The organism is Bradyrhizobium dasycarpum (genome assembly GCF_042019905.1).
In the GTDB taxonomy this organism is placed as follows: Bacteria; Pseudomonadota; Alphaproteobacteria; order Rhizobiales; family Xanthobacteraceae; genus Bradyrhizobium; species Bradyrhizobium japonicum_B.
Window position 1 is genome coordinate 3,257,527 of record NZ_CP169574.1, and the last position, 16,354, is coordinate 3,273,880.

General features: G+C 65.3%; 13 protein-coding genes. 10 read left to right on the top strand and 3 right to left on the bottom strand.

Translation table 11 applies throughout. The features are described from left to right. Positions 1-206: 206 nt before the first annotated feature. A complete protein-coding gene (gene pgm, locus ACETMP_RS15775; protein ID WP_375161639.1) occupies positions 207-1,853 on the bottom strand; it encodes a phosphoglucomutase (alpha-D-glucose-1,6-bisphosphate-dependent) in 1,647 nt (548 codons plus the stop codon). Between the two features lie 1,327 nt (positions 1,854-3,180). Here pgm and ACETMP_RS15780 point away from each other — a divergent pair. Together ACETMP_RS15780 and ACETMP_RS15785 are read left to right on the top strand one after the other, a co-directional pair. Further along, positions 3,181-4,317: an alpha/beta hydrolase family protein gene (locus tag ACETMP_RS15780; RefSeq protein WP_375161640.1), complete on the top strand. Its 1,137-nt coding sequence runs from the start codon at positions 3,181-3,183 to the stop codon at positions 4,315-4,317. Positions 4,318-4,416: 99 nt separating this feature from the next. Continuing rightward, the gene (locus ACETMP_RS15785) at positions 4,417-5,127 is read left to right on the top strand and encodes a transglycosylase SLT domain-containing protein (protein ID WP_375161641.1); all 711 of its coding nucleotides are present in this window, start codon (positions 4,417-4,419) and stop codon (positions 5,125-5,127) included. 10 nt (positions 5,128-5,137) lie between these two features. On the opposite strand, the gene ACETMP_RS15790 is transcribed toward ACETMP_RS15785, so the two are convergent. Continuing rightward, a complete protein-coding gene (locus tag ACETMP_RS15790; RefSeq protein ID WP_375161642.1) occupies positions 5,138-5,974 on the bottom strand; it encodes a winged helix-turn-helix domain-containing protein in 837 nt (278 codons plus the stop codon). A gap of 280 nt (positions 5,975-6,254) precedes the next feature. Between ACETMP_RS15790 and ACETMP_RS15795 the strand changes: the two genes are divergently transcribed. After that, complete coding sequence (locus tag ACETMP_RS15795) at positions 6,255-7,406, top strand: acyltransferase family protein (protein ID WP_375161643.1); 1,152 nt, start codon at positions 6,255-6,257, stop codon at positions 7,404-7,406. Between the two features lie 318 nt (positions 7,407-7,724). Further along, complete coding sequence (locus tag ACETMP_RS15800; protein ID WP_375161644.1) at positions 7,725-8,573, top strand: MBL fold metallo-hydrolase; 849 nt, start codon at positions 7,725-7,727, stop codon at positions 8,571-8,573. A gap of 6 nt (positions 8,574-8,579) precedes the next feature. On the opposite strand, the gene ACETMP_RS15805 is transcribed toward ACETMP_RS15800, so the two are convergent. After that, positions 8,580-9,455 carry an aldose 1-epimerase family protein gene (locus ACETMP_RS15805; protein ID WP_375161645.1) on the bottom strand — a complete coding sequence of 292 codons (876 nt, stop codon included), beginning with the start codon at positions 9,453-9,455 and terminating at the stop codon, positions 8,580-8,582. A 163-nt stretch (positions 9,456-9,618) separates the two neighbouring features. On the opposite strand from ACETMP_RS15805, the gene ACETMP_RS15810 reads away from it, so the two are divergent. The 6 genes from ACETMP_RS15810 to ACETMP_RS15835 all read left to right on the top strand — a co-directional run bounded on the left by ACETMP_RS15810 (position 9,619) and on the right by ACETMP_RS15835 (position 16,149). Further along, a complete protein-coding gene (locus tag ACETMP_RS15810; RefSeq protein ID WP_375161646.1) occupies positions 9,619-10,722 on the top strand; it encodes a glycosyltransferase family 4 protein in 1,104 nt (367 codons plus the stop codon). A 221-nt stretch (positions 10,723-10,943) separates the two neighbouring features. Beyond that, a complete protein-coding gene (locus tag ACETMP_RS15815) occupies positions 10,944-12,122 on the top strand; it encodes a glycosyltransferase (RefSeq protein WP_375161647.1) in 1,179 nt (392 codons plus the stop codon). Next, entirely contained in the window at positions 12,122-12,466 is a 345-nt protein-coding gene (locus ACETMP_RS15820; RefSeq protein ID WP_375161648.1) for a hypothetical protein, read from the top strand. The genes ACETMP_RS15815 and ACETMP_RS15820 overlap by 1 nt, the downstream gene beginning before the upstream one ends. Then, positions 12,397-13,458, top strand: coding sequence for a hypothetical protein (locus tag ACETMP_RS15825; RefSeq protein ID WP_375161649.1), 1,062 nt, complete (start codon positions 12,397-12,399; stop codon positions 13,456-13,458). The genes ACETMP_RS15820 and ACETMP_RS15825 overlap by 70 nt, the downstream gene beginning before the upstream one ends. 28 nt (positions 13,459-13,486) lie before the next feature. Then, entirely contained in the window at positions 13,487-14,761 is a 1,275-nt protein-coding gene (locus ACETMP_RS15830) for a glycosyltransferase family 4 protein (RefSeq protein ID WP_375161650.1), read from the top strand. Further along, entirely contained in the window at positions 14,758-16,149 is a 1,392-nt protein-coding gene (locus ACETMP_RS15835; RefSeq protein ID WP_375161651.1) for a hypothetical protein, read from the top strand. The genes ACETMP_RS15830 and ACETMP_RS15835 overlap by 4 nt, the downstream gene beginning before the upstream one ends. The last annotated feature ends 205 nt before the right edge of the window (positions 16,150-16,354 follow it).

The following is a 16,354-nucleotide window of genomic DNA, read 5'->3' on the forward strand; positions in this document are numbered from 1 at the left end:
ATACAAGTATGCCCAAGACGCGCCTTACCCTCCCCTGGAGGGGAGGGTCGCTTCGCATGAAGCAAAGCGAAATGCGGAGCGGGGTGGGGTGATCTCTCCACACGGGTACTGCCCAAGAGGAAAGATCACCCCACCCCACTCGCGCTTACGCGCGATCGACCCTCCCCTCCAGGGGAGGGTAAGAGAGCGGCACCTCTCGGAACAACTTACGCCGCGAACACCTTCGCCAGCCCTGCCTGCGCTTCTTCCTGAATCTTCTTCAGGTGCTCGGGGCTGCGGAAACTCTCGGCGTAGATCTTGTAGACGTCCTCGGTGCCGGACGGCCTTGCCGCGAACCAGCCGAAATCGGTCTCGACCTTGATGCCGCCGAAGGGCTGGCCGTTGCCGGGCGCCTTGCTCAGCGTTGCGCGGACGGGATCGCCGGCGAGGCTTTTCAGACCGAGCTGCTCGGGCGTGACAGACTTCAGGATGGTCTTCTGCGGCCCCGTCGCCGCGACGTCGATGCGAGCGTAATGCGGCACGCCGAACTCGGCGGTGAGATCGCCAAACAGCTGGCTCGGATCGCGGCCGGTCCTGGCCATGATCTCGGCGGCGAGCAGGCCGAGGATGATGCCGTCCTTGTCGGTGGTCCACACCCCGCCGTCACGGCGCAGGAACGAGGCTCCCGCACTCTCCTCGCCGCCGAAGCCGAAGCCGCCGGTGAGCAGGCCGTCGACGAACCATTTGAAGCCGACCGGCGTCTCGACCAGCCTGCGGCCGAGCTTTTTGGCGACGCGATCGATGATGGAGCTCGACACCACGGTCTTGCCGATCGCGGCGTCCTTGCCCCAGTTCGGGCGGTGCGCGAACAGGTAGGAGATCGCGGTCGCCAGATAATGGTTCGGATTCATCAGGCCGCCAGATCGGGTCACGATGCCGTGGCGGTCGGCGTCGGTGTCGTTGGCAAAGGCGACGTCGAAGCGGTCGCGCATGCCGATCAGGCTCGCCATCGCGTAAGGCGAGGAACAGTCCATGCGGATCTTGCCGTCCCAATCCACCGTCATGAAGCGGAAGGTCGGATCGATCGCCTCGTTCACCACGGTGGCCTTCAGGCCGTAGCGCTCGATGATCGGATGCCAATAGCGCACGGCGGCGCCGCCGAGCGGGTCGATGCCGATGTTGATGCCGGCGGATTTGACGAGCGCGAGATCGACCACATCGCCGAGATCGGCGACATAGGGTGTGACGAAGTCGGTCGGGTGGACGTTCGATGATTTCAGCGCCTTGGCATAGTCCATGCGCTTGACGCCCTTGAGAGCGTCGGCCAAGTAGGCATTGGCGCGCTTCTCGACCACGCCCGTGACATCGGTGTCGGCCGGGCCGCCATGCGGCGGATTGTACTTGTAGCCGCCATCGTCCGGCGGGTTGTGCGAGGGCGTGATGACGACGCCGTCGGCCAAGCCGCCGGTGCGCCCCTTGTTGTAGGTGAGGATCGCGCGCGAGATCACCGGCGTCGGCGTGTAGCCGCCGTCCTTGTCGATCATGACGTCGACACCGTTGGCGGCGAACACCTCGACGGCACTGACCAGCGCCGGCTCGGCCAGGGCGTGGGTGTCGATGCCGATGAAGAGCGGGCCGGTCAGCCCCTTTTCCGTTCGATAGTCGCAGATCGCCTGCGTGGTGGCGAGGATATGGCCTTCGTTGAATGTGTTCTTGAACGAGGTGCCGCGATGACCGGAGGTGCCGAATGCCACGCGCTGCGCGGGATCCGCGACATCGGGCTTGCCGGCGAAATAGGCCGTCACCAGCCGCGGAATATCGGTGAGCGCGTCTGGCGAAGCCTGCTTGCCCGCCGCGGGATGAACATCAGCCACTGGAATATCCTCGTCCTGTCGTAACGGAGATTGCGGAGCACCATAGCATCGGCAGGCCCCCCGCCAAGGGCACAACACGCGCGAGGGGGCGGCGTTCCTTGGATGGGTGGCCGCAGCAAGAGTCCGCCATTCTCCCAGAGAGCCGTAAATCGCCCTTCGAGGCTCGCCGAAGAGGCGAACACGTCGAGCGACAACGGCGCCGCTGTTGTGCCGGGGTGATGGATTGACGCTCGCATGTCACGAAGAAGCCGCAACGCGCAAAGCGTTGCGGCGCAGAGCCCGGACCCAGCGCGACACGGCACGCGGATGGATGGGCCCCGGCTCTGCAGCGCACCGCTGAAGACGCGCCGCGCTGCGTCCGGGGCGCGAGAGCGGTGGGCGGCGCGCACGCTCTCTCCACGTCATTGCGAGGAGCTCGCGACAAAATTGCGAAGGGCCGTAGGGTGGGCAAAGGCGCGCCCTTGCGCCGTGCCCACGATCTGTCCGATGCGGCGATAGACGCGTGGGCACGTTTTCGCTTTGCCCACCCTACGATATCGGCACTTATGGCACGCAGCTCAGGTCGCAGACATGGCATCGCAGCCTCGCGGCTCAAATTCGCCCGAGCTTTGCTTGCGTCGCCACCCTCAAAGCCAAGAGGGCGCAGGGAAGGCCGGGTGCCGACATCGCACCCGCGGTCCGCTGCGCGAAAATGCACACGCAGGAAGAACCGCACAGCAGCATACAGGTGGTGCCGATCACTCGGCCTTCCCTGCGCGGTGGTCGGACGGCTTATGCCGTGCTCTCCCGGGAGCCGAACTTTCCTTCTGGCCTCCCTCGCCGTTCGAATTGGCGATGCCGTCCGCCCGGTTGGGTTCGCGCACATCTTCGATCCGGCTTGACCGTAGCAACGACGGCCAGGACCACACGGTTTTGCCGTACGCGCATTCGTTCGCGCCACAGGGTCGACGGCATCGTGCACAGTGCCGTCGAATGTCGGCGCGACGAACTGAACAGCGCCGTTCGTCCGCACGCGGCCACGGGCTCACAGGGACGACCCGCCCTGCCCGCGCCTCTCGTGCCGACGCTGCCGCGTCCACCGCAAGCCCGGCTCGCGATCAAGACGACCTCGAGATCGCCCCTCCTGGTTGAGCCGGGATGGGCGACACATACGCCGAAACCGAATTTCGGTAAAGTGGAATATTTTTGTCGGAACGGGTTGACAGCGGGCGACACAAGCGGGCGCCCGCCCGCTGCCCCCCGGGGATCACCGCGTTGGCTGCGGGCTCACGGTCGAGTAAGGAGATCATGTTATGTTTGCCGCCATCGAGGCCCGTCGAATCGTCCCATGGCTCTGTCCCGCAAGCTGCTTCTGCTGATCGCCGGCCTCGTCGCGGCGGTGGCACCAGTGCGCGCTGCGGAATTCTACACCGAGGACCTGCGCATCCCCATGGCAGAAGCGGGGCCCCAGGGGCTCGAGGCCTTCCTGGTCCGCCCGGCGGGAACGAAGCGCTATCCGCTGGCGCTGCTGAGCCACGGCTCGCCGCGCAGCTTCGAGGACCGCGCGACGATGTCGGCCCGCAAATATTACGGCCTCGCGCTGGAATATGCCCGGCGCGGCTTTGCCGCGCTGATCGTGATGCGGCGCGGCTACGGCACCTCGCCCGGCGGACGCATCGACAGCGTCGGCGGCTGCGCGAAGGCCGCTTATTTGCCCGCAGCCGCGGTCGCGGTTGCCGATCTGCACGCCGCGATCGATGCGATGGCGCGCCGGGCCGACGTGACGACATCGGGGATGATCGCGGCCGGCCATTCCGCCGGCGGGCTGGCAACGATCGCGCTCACCGCGCAGGCCCCGCCCGGTCTCGTCGCCGCGATCAACTTCGCCGGCGGCCGCGGCTCGCGCGACGACGACGACGTCTGCAATCCGAGCGGGCTGGTGCAGGCCTTCACCGCCTTCGGCAAGACCTCGCGCGTGCCGACGCTCTGGGTCTATGCGGCAAACGATTCCTACTTCAGCCCCGAGCTCGCGCGCCGTCTCCATGACGGGTTTCGCGCCGGCGGCGGCAACACGACATTCATCGCGGCGCCGGCCTACGGCGACGAAGGCCACTATCTCTATTCGGTGGCGGGCCGTCCGCAATGGACGCCCTATGTCGACGCCTTCCTGCGCGAGCGCGCTCTCCTCGGTCGCGACATCCTGAGCCCGCCCGATTCCTTGCCGCCGCCGCGCCAGCTCAACGAGGCCGCGCGGGCCGAGTTCGCGCGCTATCTCGCCAGCATGCTGCCGCACAAGGCTTTCGCGGTGTCACCGAACGGCGGCTACGGCTGGCGCGCGGGGCGTAGCACGGCCGACGAGGCCCGGCGCGACTCGCTGGCCGCCTGCCTGAAATGGTCGCCGACCTGCACGCTCTATGCGATCGACGACCGCCTGGCCGGCCCGTCGCAAATGCCCTCCACCGATCAGAGCGCCCGCGCGCGCTAACCGACGGGCGCGGGAGCCGTTTTGTTAACTCCGGCGCTCTATGACGGAGCGATGCGGTGGGATCGGGCAGGCTTACATCTTTGCGCGGCGTGGCAAACCGTGGCGGTCTTCCTGCTGCTGTCGGCCCCGCTCTGCGCGCACGCCGCAGACGGCAGCACGGAGTTCGGCGCAGGCGAAACGCCGTCATCCCGGGCCCTGATCCGGAAGATCATCGAGAGAGAAACCGCGAGCACCAATGTGCTGGCGGACATCGCCGAAGCGGTCGTCTTCGTGGAAAGCGGGTACAATTCGGCCGTGATCGGCAGCGCCGGCGAGATCGGCCTGATGCAGGTGCGGCCCGACACGGCCGCCATGCTGGGCTTCCGGGGCAGCGAGGCGGAACTCGCCGAACCCGACATCAACATCCATTACGGGGTGCTTTATCTCAGCCAGGCCTGGCGTCTGGCTGGCGGCGAGATCTGCCGCGCCCTCATGAAATACCGGGCAGGCCATGGCGAGGAAGCGATGACGCCGCGGTCGCAGGTCTATTGCAACCGGGCCCGTAACCGCCTTGCCGCCATGAATTCGGCCTTGGCCGGTGCCGAAGCGGCGGCTGTTCCGGAGCCGGCGCCCCCGATCGCAGCTGCGGCTGCGGCGCCTGCAAAGCCCGCGAGCCGCCCGAAAATGCCGGTGCAGCCCAAAGCCGTCTATGCCCGGTATCGTCAAGGCACGGCGGCCGCCAGTCGCGCCTATTGGGCGGCCCACGAGGCCAAGGTCAGCAAGATCAAGGCTCGCATCGAGGCAAAGTGGAAGCGCGTCGCGGCGCGTTGAAGACGATACCCTACAGCCGCTCGCTGAGCGCGAGCTTGTAGCCGACGCCGGTGACGGTCGCGATCACGGGCGTACCGCTGCCGACCAGCTTGCGGCGCAGCCGCGCCACCAGCGCGTCGACCGTGCGGATATCGACCTCGGCCTGGCGGTTGCTGACGACCTCGATCAGATAGTCGCGGCTGAGCGGCCGTCCGTCGGCGCCGACCAGCGCCGCGAGCAGGTCGAATTCCGCGCGGGTCAGCGACACCGGCTTGCCGTCGCTGCCGAGCAATTCGCGCCGGGTCAGGTCGATGATCCAGTCGCCGAAGGCGATCGAATTGCGACTGCGCGCCGCCTTGCGGTCGAGCGAGCGCCGCCGCAGCACGCTGCGGGCGCGCGCGAGCAGATCGCGCAGATTGATCGGCTTGGTGACGTAATGGTCGCCGGCGATCTCCAGGCCGAGGATGCGATCGACGTCGGTGTCGCGGCGCGTCACGAAGATGATGCCGGCGTTGCTGCTCGCCTGGATCTCCTTGGCGAGCTCGAAGCCGTCGCCGTCGGGCAGCTGCACGTCGAGGAAGATGAGATCGGTGCGCCCGCGCAACGCCTGGCGGCATTCCGCGCAGGAGCCGGCGCCGACCACGTCGAAATTGTTGTCGCTGAAATAGCCGACCAGCATGGTCCGCGTCACCGGATCGTCCTCGACGACGATCAGCCGCTCGCGGCCCGCGGGACGCAATTCCCGAAGTGCGGAATCGACCACGGTCTTGGGTGTCCTGTCTGCCTGCGGCCCGCCTTGAATGGCCTGCGGCCCGCCTTGGAGATTCAAGCCGCCGCGCAACGCGCCGTCATGTGAACGGACATTCACGACTTGTTCGAGCCCCCGAAATTAGCCGCCGGAATACTAGGCGCGTTACGGCGCACAAACAATATTGGTCATGGTCTTGACGTATTAAGTATGAACTGGCCCACAATTCCCATTCAGCGCATCAAGAGTGCATAGCCGCTGCTTGGCCCGTGGCGGCCGATCCCGCACTTTCGCCGCAGGACCCGACCGCCGGTTAACGTAAAGAATGCCTTCGGCTTCGGAAAGCCCGCCTGCCCCTCTATGGTCCGGCCTGCACAATGAGTACCACGGAGCAGGCGTGATGCAGGAGCAGACCCGATTGGCTGCCGGCCGAACCGAACTCGGCCCCCGGCCATTCGCCCGTTCGCACACGCTCGACCTGCTACGCGGCCTCGCCATCGCCGGCGTGATGGCGATCCACGTCTCGCAGGCATTTCCGTCGAACATCCGCGCCGTCGATTACGCTTTCATGTTGGGCTGGACCGGCGTCAACGTGTTCTACTTCGTCAGTGCCATGACGATGTGCCTGATGTGGACGCAGCGCAGCGGCGAGGCCAATCCGACCCGCAAGTTCTACATCCGACGCTTCCTTCGCATCGCGCCTTTGTTCTGGCTCGCGATCCCGATCTACCTCGCCATCAACGGCACCGGGCCGAGCGACAATGCGCCCGGCGGCATCGGGCCGGTTCAAGTGATCCTGACCGCGACGTTCCTGCACGGCTTCTGGCCGGACAGCGTCAACAGCGTGGTGCCCGGCGACTGGTCGATCGCGGCGGAAATGACCTTCTATCTGGTCTTCCCGCTCCTGATCACCGCGTTCGGGTCGCGCCGTCATCTCTATCTCGCGCTGGCGATCGTGCTGCATCTCGTCAATGTCTGCCTGTTCAAACCGTGGGCCTTCGCGCTGTTCGCGGCCCATTACGGTCCAGGCCACGAGGGGTTCGTCTGGACCACGCTGCATCTCAGCTTCCTGAACCAGCTTCCGGTGTTCCTGATCGGTTGCGCGCTGTTCTTCTCGCTGCGCGACGGCTTCACCAGATCCGACGCCGCGATCTTCGCCGTCTTCATCGCGCTGTCCTTCGTCGCCGACCGCGCCACCGGCTCGCATGAGTTCAACTATCTCATGATCAATCTCGTGCTCGGCGTGCTGGTGACGGGTTGCATCAAGCTTGCCGTCCGCTTCGAGCCGCTCGAAGCGCTCGGCCGCAGTTCCTATTCGATGTACCTGTCGCACTTCGCGGTGATCTACGGACTGCGTCAGATCTGGCCGCTCGCGGACGGGCTGATCTCGCTGCTCATCGCCTATGTCGTCACCGCCGGGCTGAGCTATCTCGTCGCCCGCGCCACATGGCATCTGGTCGAACGGCGCGCGCAGGACCTGGCGCATCGCCTGACGACGATGGGACTGTACCGGTCAAGCCTCCGGCCGGCCATCGCCGCCAGCACGCGCTGAGCGCCCCCTTCCCCACCCCCGGGCTATCGCTTATGGGGCTTTTGCGCGATCTGAGCGCACGCCTCGTCCTTCGAGACGACCGCGGAGCCTGTCATCGGCCGCGCTATGCGCGGACCCGGTGGCGGTCTCCTCAGGATGAGGCTAAGCAGCATTCGTGCTTGTTGAAAGTCGTGCAGCGCACCTGGTCCTCATCCTGAGGGCTTGCCGAAGGCGGGCGTCTCGAAGGATGGCCACAGGCGAGATCGCGCCCCCTACGCGGCTTGCTTCATGGCCGGCTTCGTATCTACTGTGGCGCATCTTCACGCTGGAGTGGGCACCATGGAGGTCATACTGCTCGGCACCGGCGGCCCGCGGCCGGACCCGCGCCGCATGGCAACGACCACGCTGATCAGGCTCGGTGGCGAGAATATCCTGTTCGATGCCGGCCGCGGCGTCGTGCTGCAGCTCAGCAAGGCCGGCGTTCCACTCGGCGCGGTCAACACGGTCTTCCTCACGCACCATCACTTCGACCACATCGGCGACCTCTACGACGTGATGCTGAATTCATGGATGCACGGGCGCAAGGATACGTTGCGCGTCTATGGGCCGCCGGATACCGAGCGGCTCGTCAACACGCTGATCGCGCAGGTTTACGACAAGGACATCGCCTGGCGGGATCAGGGCGAGCCGACCCTTGGCGGCTGGAAACCCGTCGTCGCGACCGACATCATACCGGGTCCCGTTCTCGACACCGGACGCTGGAAGATCAGCGCCGAGCTGGTCTCGCATGGCGATGGTCTCGACATGCAGCCGGCCTTCCTGGCGCGATGGATGTGTCTCGGCTACCGCTTCGAAGCGGAGGGCAAGGTCATTGCAATTTCCGGCGACACGGTCCCCTGCCCCGGGCTCGAGCGGCTGGCACAGGGTGCCGACCTGCTCGTGCAGTGCTGCTTCCTCGCAACGCCGGAGATCAACAACGAGCACCTGCGCCGCCTTGCGAAGTTCACGATCGCCTGCGGCGACACCGTCGGCAAGGTCGCGGCCAAGGCCGGCGTCAAGAAGCTCGCGCTGACCCATCACCGGCCGCGCACCAACGACGTCATGCTGAACGCGCTGCTCGAAGATGTCAGGCGGGACTATGCGGGTCCTGTCGTGCTCGGCGAGGATCTCACGCGGATCGAAGTCTGAGCGCCCTCAGCTCGATCCGACCTCGATCCGGAACGACAAGCTCTCTTCGGCGCCTGGCGCGATGTGCATCAGGCCGGGCTTGTCGCTGAACTCGCCGTCGAATCCGGCTGGACTGGCGTAACCGCGCCAGGGCTCGATGCAGAGGAATGGCGCGCCAGATGGTTTCGACCAGACGCCGAGCTCGCGAAAGCCGCGCCATGACATCTTGAGCCAGGGGCCGGTGGGCGCGGCATAGCGGACCGCGTTGCTCGCGATCATGTCGAAAATGACGGCGTCGTCGGTGAACAGGGATTCGGACAAGGGGAGCACCGCACCTTGGACCGGGCTCGGCTCCGTTGCCACGCGCAGCAATCCGCCATCGAGGCGGCGGACGGGAGACGATTCCGCGTTCGCAAAGGTCAGCGAATAGCTCTCCTTGGCAAGTCCTCCCTGGAGCGGCCAGTTGAACGCGGGATGACCGCCGATCGAAGCCGGCAATGTCTCCTTGCCGGTGTTGGCGATGGTGAGCGTCAGATCGAGGCCAGCGTTGTCGAGCGTATAGGTTGCGGTCAGCCGGAACGCGAACGGATAGAGCGCACGCGTCGCCTCGCTGTCCTCGAGCACCAGCGCGCAGCGGCGCTCGCCGCGTTCCGTCCACACAAAGCGGTTGTCGCGCGCAAAGCCGTGCTGGGTCATCCGGTAGGTCTTGCCCCGATGCCGCAATTCGTCCCTGGCGAGGCGCCCGACGATCGGAAACAGCAATGGCGCATGGCGCAGCCATTCCGGTCCCGCCTGCCAGACGAATTCGGTGGTGCCGTCCTTCAACGAGCACAGCTCGGCACCGTGCGCCTTGATGGTGGTGGCAAGTCGGCCGCTGCGGAGAGTGTGGGCATCGTCACTCATGGCCGACATCTACACCGCGCCCCCATACGCAGCAAGGCAGCTCCGCTGGTGCAATCGGAGCGTTTTGGCGTCGGGCTGCGAGCAGCGTCATATTTCCGTACCTAACGATTGCTCCTGTGGGGCTTGTCCACCACCCGAAAGCCGATGAACCCATGGTAGCCAATTGAAGTTCTTCATCAACGGGCGCTTTCTGTCGCAAAAGATCACTGGCGTTCAGCGCTATGCCGCTGAAATGGTCAAGGCCATCGATGCGCTGCTGGCCTCGGAGCATACTGCTGCCCCGCTGCGGAACGCTGACTGGCAATTGCTCACGCCAGCGGATGCAAGCGAGGGCCTCGATCTCGACCGGATCAAGATCCGCACCGTCGGCCGCCTGCGTGGTCATGCCTGGGATCAGATCGATCTGGCGCGCGCCGCGGCAGGAGGCCGCCTGATCAGCCTGGCCAATTCCGGCCCCGTCTTCCATCGCGACCACATTATCGTGATCCACGACGCTCAGGTCTTTCGCAGGCCGGACTTCTTCAACTGGCGCTATTTGACCGCCCATCGCACGATGGGCCGTCTGCTGGCGCGCCACGCAGCCATCGCAACCGTGTCGGGCTTCTCCCGTCGCGAGCTTGCCGAGGTGCTGAATCTATCGGCGTCGCGCATTCCGGTATTTCCCAACAGCGCCGAACACTTCGCGGCGACGAAGCCCGATCCCGGCATTCTTGCCAGGCTTGGCGTTCAGCCGCAGAAGTTCTTCCTCTTCGTCGGCTCCAAGACCAAGAACAAGAATCTTTCCGTGGCGATCCGCGCCGTTCAGCTGCTCGATCGGGCCGACGTTCCGCTGGTCATCGTCGGAGGAGATAACAGCAAGGTCTTTCAGGACAATTCGGGCCAGGAGGTTTCCGGCCTGCTGCTGGCGGGACGCCTGACGGACAGCGAGATTGCCGCGCTCTATGCGCATGCATCGGCATTCGTGTTTCCCTCGCTCTATGAGGGTTTCGGCGTGCCGCCACTCGAAGCCATGATCTTCGGTTGCCCGGTCATCGCCTCGACGGCTGATGCGGTCGTCGAGACGTGCGGCGACGCCGCTGCGTATTTTGACGCCAACGATGCCGAAGCATTGAAGCAACTCATGCTCGAAAGATTGGCAACCGGCGCCATCTCGGAGCAGGAACGACGACGACAGCAGGAACGTGTCGCATTCTATTCGTGGCAAAAATCGGCCAAGTCACTGCTCGAGCATCTCGCACCGCCGGCAAGCATTGCCAGCGCTGCTTGAAGTTCAATGCATTTCACCTATAGCGCGCGTCGGTTTTCGCACAAACAGTTTGCAACTGGCTGCAACGCGAGCGCCTTCGCGTTGTTCCACAGAATGTCATCGTTCCGTGACAAACGCGCGCGCAATGAGCTTGGCGCAACATCACCACATCGCTGCCCCATTATCGCTACGTATTCGAGGAACTGTGTTTCGCACTCGCGAACACAGAACAGGGATACACGATGTCCGGCTCTTCGACGCAGCCCTATGCAAGGCAATCAATCAAAGTGCTGCATGTCGCCGAGACGATTCGGGGCGGGATTGCGAGCTATCTGAACGAGTTGCATCCTCAGCAACAGGCCAGCTTCGGCGCCGACAACGTGCATTACATCGTGCCCTCGGATCATCGTCGCGATCTCCCTGGGATCGATGACAACCAGATTACGACGTTCGAGCGATCCGGCCGCGGCGTCGCCGGGCTATTCCAGATGCTGCGCGCGAGCATGCAGGCGCTGGATGCCTTCCGTCCCGATATCGTGCACCTGCATTCCTCGTTTGCGGGTCTGGTGCTCCGGCCCGCGCTTGCAGCCCGCTCGGACGGACCACGCGTCGTCTATTGCCCGCACGGCTGGGCGTTTTCGCGCGAGACCGGCCGCCTCAGTCACGTGGTGACGAAGGCGGCGGAGAACCTTCTCGCACGAACGTCGGACCGGATCATCTGCATCTCCGGCGACGAGTTCAACGAAGCCGTCCGCGCCGGCATTCCTGCCGACCGGCTCACCATCGTCCATAACGGCATCTCGAAGACGCGCTCGCCGCAGCCTCTCGCGGCGGACTGGACTTCCAAGAAGGTCAAGGTTCTCTTCATCGGACGCCTCGACCGTCAGAAGGGCTTTGATCTCCTGATCGAGGCGGCGCGCACGCTCGAAGACGTGCTTGATATCCGCATGATCGGCGCCTCCGTCGTCAACAAATACGAAGGCCCGAGCGTCCCGTCCAACGTCGCCCTGCTGGGCTGGCTCGACCGCCCGACCATCGAGACCCAGCTCGAGGCCGCCGATCTCGTCGTGATCCCGTCACGATGGGAAGCCTTCGGCCTCGTTGCCCTGGAGGCGATGCGCGCGGCAAAACCGATCCTGGCGTTCCGCAGCGGAGCCTTGCCCGAGATCGTGGTCGACGGCGTCACCGGCGTGCTTTGCGAGCCTGTCGGCATTCAACCGCTCGTGGACGGTTTCCGGCGGGCACTCGATTTCGATCTCAGGGTGTTGGGGCAGCGCGGCTACGACCGGTTCAAGCAGCTGTATGACGTTCAGAAGACGCATGGGCAGTTGCAGCAGGTCTATCTCGAGCTGCTGCAGAACGACCAGACACCGGTCGAGGCGAAGGCGGGACTGCAATCGGATCTCTCCAAGAATTTCTGATGGCTCCGCTATTCCCACGCACCTTGGTTCGCGACAGTCTCCGCCTCGCGAGCCTCATCGCATCCATTGTTCTGCCGGCCTCCGTCTGCGCCCAGCAGGCGCAACCGCTCGATGCCCGATTCCTGCTGGGGGTCGGCACGCATCAGGGCCTGGGCGGCCCGGTGAGCGCGCGCGGATACGTGCCTTCGGAGAACGTCGCCCAGATCAAGCAGCTCGGCCTCAACGCCTTCCGCGATGATTTTCCCTGGTCCGATTTCGAGACGGGGGCCGCCGGATGGGGTTCACGCCCAGGCTCGGCAGGCTGGAATCGCAAGTCAGGTCCGGCGTCGCGCGCCCCCTTCTGATTCTCGCGTTCGGTCATCACCTGGTGCCGAATTCCTCGCCGCCCACCACCGACGAGGCGCGGCAGCGGTTCGCCGATTATGCCGCGGCGGCGGCGCAATCGGTCCTGCCGCAGCAACCGCTCTTCGAGCTCTGGAACGAATGGAACCTGGCGGCAAAGAAGGATGCCGCGTTCTCGCCGGAAAACTACCTGGCACTCGCGCAAGTCGCGCGGCCCGCGGTCAAACGGGTCGCGCCGAATTCGCCTTTCCTGGTCGGTGCGCTCGGCGACGATCCGGGCTGGACATGGACGGAGAAGATGCTGCGATCCGGCATCCTTCAATATGCCGACGGCGCGTCGATCCATCTCTATAATTTCTGCATGGGCCCGAGCAAGCGTACCTCGGCCGAGATCATCGACCGGCTGACGGCGTTTCACCGCCTCGTCGGCCAGGCCAGCGGAAACCCCGACTTCCCGATCTATGTCACCGAGACGGGCTGGACCACGGCCGTCAACAAATGCGGTGTCAGCGAGCAGGCTCAGGCCGACAATACGGCGCAGCTGATCCTGTGGGCATCGACAGCGGCCCGCTGGCTCAAGGGCATGTGGCTCTATGAGCTCAAGGACAGTGGCAAGAATCCATCGGAGCTGGAGGACAATTTCGGGCTCTATCGCTTCGACAATTCGCCGAAGCCGGTCGCCTGCGCGGCGCAGGGCGCCTGGGCCTTCATTCGCTCCAGCCTGAGTGCCGAACGTCGCGAGCTCGCCAGCGGCGTCGTGTCGATCAATGCATCAACGACGTCGGGGAGCAGAATTGCGGTCTGGTCCGAGGCTCCGGACCGACGCTACGAAATCCGGCTCAAGGGTGATCCGCAAGGAGCGAGCTTTGCGATGCCGTGCGACCAGGCGGCAAGGCCTGCGTCCGGGGTCTGGATCCCCGTCTCGAGCACACCGGTTCTGATTGCAGCCAATGACAGTGCCGTTCCCGCCCTGGAGATCAGGCCGGCGCGGTAGAGCCTTTTACACACATGAGGTTGACGCGATGAAAGTTCTTTTGACGTCCACGCTTTATCCGACGCCTCAGGCACCCAAGATCGTGGGCGGCGCGGAGATCTTCGCCCGTCGTTTCGCCGAAGGTCTGGCGCAACGCGGCGACGAGGTGGAGGTGATCCGGGCCGCGTCCAAGCCCGGGCAGGGCCCGGAAACCTGCGACGGCATCAACGTCTACTCCGCGCCGGTGCGCAACGTGTATCTGCCCTTCACGGAGCAGAAGAACGTCGCGCTGCGCAGCATCTGGCACGCGATCGACGACTGGCAGATGCAGGCCCCCATGATCGCGGAACGCATCCGGGCCTTCAAGCCGGACGTGCTGCACTCCAACAATCTGTCGGGCCTCACCACCGCGATATGGCGGGTTGCCGCCCAGCTCGGCGTTCCCGTGCTTCACACGCTGCACGACTATTATCTGACCTGCCCGCGCTGCTCCCGCTTCGACAACGGACGGTCCTGCGAGCACACCTGCACGAGCTGCGCGATTTTGACCTTTCATCGCAAGCGCGCCACGCATTGGCTCAGCGCCGTGGTCGGCGTCAGCGAACGCGTCCTGTCGATTCATACCGACATGGGCATGTTCGCGGAGACGCCGATCCGCACCGTGATCCGCAACGCCTCGACCGAGCCGCCGCATGAGCCCTATCCCCGCCCGGTCTGCACCACGGAGGTGACGTTCGGGTTCATCGGCCGCCTCACGGAGGAAAAAGGCATCGACAACCTCATGCGCGCTCTGGCTCTGCTGCCCCGGGATCGCATCCGCATGATGATCGCCGGCCGGGTCAGCGACGAGGAGCAGCGACGTCTCAGGTCGCTCGCGCCGGATGCGCGTATCGAGTTCATGGGCTTCGTGGCTCCGGACGATTTCTACAAGCAGGTCGACGTGGTGATTGCGCCCTCCATCTGGCACGACCCCGGTCCACTGGTCGTCGCAGATGCCAAGGCGGCCGGCAGGCCCCTGCTCGGAACCCGCTTTGGCGGCATGCCCGAAGTCATCGAGCACGGCGTGACGGGCTGGCTGACCGATGCCGATCCGCAATCCCTGGCCAGGAGCATGCTCGCGGTCGCGGCCGATCCGCACAAGATCGACGAGATCAGCCGGCGCCTGATCGCCGATACCAACAAGTGGATCTTTGCCGACGTGCTGTCTTCATACAAGAACCTGTATGAACAATTGCGCGAACAGCGGATGTCGCGCATGCGCGCTGCGACGAGCGAAGCGCCGCAGGGGCGGGCCGTTGGCAAGGAGCGCCTCATTCCGCGATGACACGCCTCTTCGCGATGGCGGGCTACGTCTATCAGAGCGCCGCGGCGATCATCCTGATCTTCGCGATCAGCCATCTGTTGCCCGCCGCCGACTACACCAACTTTTCCCTCGCGCTGGCCTCGAGCCAATTGCTCTGCGTCCTGATGTTCGAGTGGCTGCAGCTGGCGGGACTGCGCTTTCTGGCGGCAGCCAAAGAGAACGAGGCGGCCCGGCTGAGGTGGTCGCTGCTTGCAGCCGGCCTGTCGAGCGCGGCCGTGCTCGTCGTGGTCGGGAGCTGCGCGTCTCTGGCCAGCGTGCTCCCGACAGGGATCGTCGCGTTGGGTCTGGGCATCTCCGTCCTGCAAGGCCTGACGGACCTCTATTTCCTGTCGGTCCGGTTGTCCGACCGGCTCGGCATCGCCTCCTTTCTTCTTGCGCTGCGTGCCACCGGTCTTCTGGCCGGTGCCGTCGCGGCAGGCGTGATCTCGGGGACGGCCGAAGCGGCGCTGCTCGGCATCGCGTCGGGGCACATTCTGGGCCTCCTCGCCGGCCTGGCCGCATATCGCACCCCGATGGAACGCGTGCCGTTGCAGAGGATGCTTGCCGACTGGAAGGACTTCTCCCGCTACGGCATGCTGGCGGCGGGCGCGTCCGTCATCCATCTGTCGGTGCCGGTGCTGCTCCGCGTCGTCGTCCTCGGCCGGCTCGGCGCGACGGGAGCCGGCGCCGGATTCTCGATGGCACTCGACCTGCTGCAGCGTCCGTTCTGGGTCCTCAATGCGGCGATCCACACCGTGAGCTATCCGGAGGTCGTCAACGACTTCGAACACGGAGGCAGCGCAAAATCGGTGCAGTCGGCGCGCCGGATGTTCGAATTCATGATCTGCACGACCCTCGTGCTGCTCGGCGGACTGATTGGATTCATTCCAGATGCAGCACGCATCCTGGTGCCCCAGGCGAGCCTGGCTGGATTTCTGGAGACGGCGCCAATGGTCGCCGCCTTCTATTTCCTCCATACCCATTTGCAGGCGACGATCGCGGTCGTCCCTCACCTCGAGAAGCGTGCGACCAGGCTGGTGCTCGTCGCGGCCGGCCAGCTCGCCATCGTCGTGTCCGCCTCCCTGGTCGCGATGACGGCCGGCCTGTCGCCGCGAGGGGCGGTCGGCTGCGCCGCGGTCGCCACGCTCGCGACGATCCTGGTCGCACTCGGCCCGACCCTGCGGTTCGAGGCGTTCCCGCGCTGGCCGCTGGTGATGCAGGCCTCGGTGGCCGCGCTCCTGATCGGATCGCTCGGCTCGCTGCCGTCGGAGCCCGCGACATGGCTGGCTGGCAAGATCGTAGTCGCCGCGATTGCAACGGCGGTGATCGGATGGCGCGGCGACTTCTTGATGCTGGCCCGCCGCGGCTGATTCGCAGCGACCGTCTGTCATGCACGCCGGGTCCGGCACGGAACCGGAATCGTCAGCAACGAGCGTCTGCACTATCTCTGAGCATGCACAACTCTTGCGCGCATAATCCATGACTTAATCGCCCATGGAAGCGGCATCTGCGAACTTCTCGTGCGAACGAAATACTGAGAACGGCGACAAGCGCGTCGCGTGAGCCCGCTCCCAA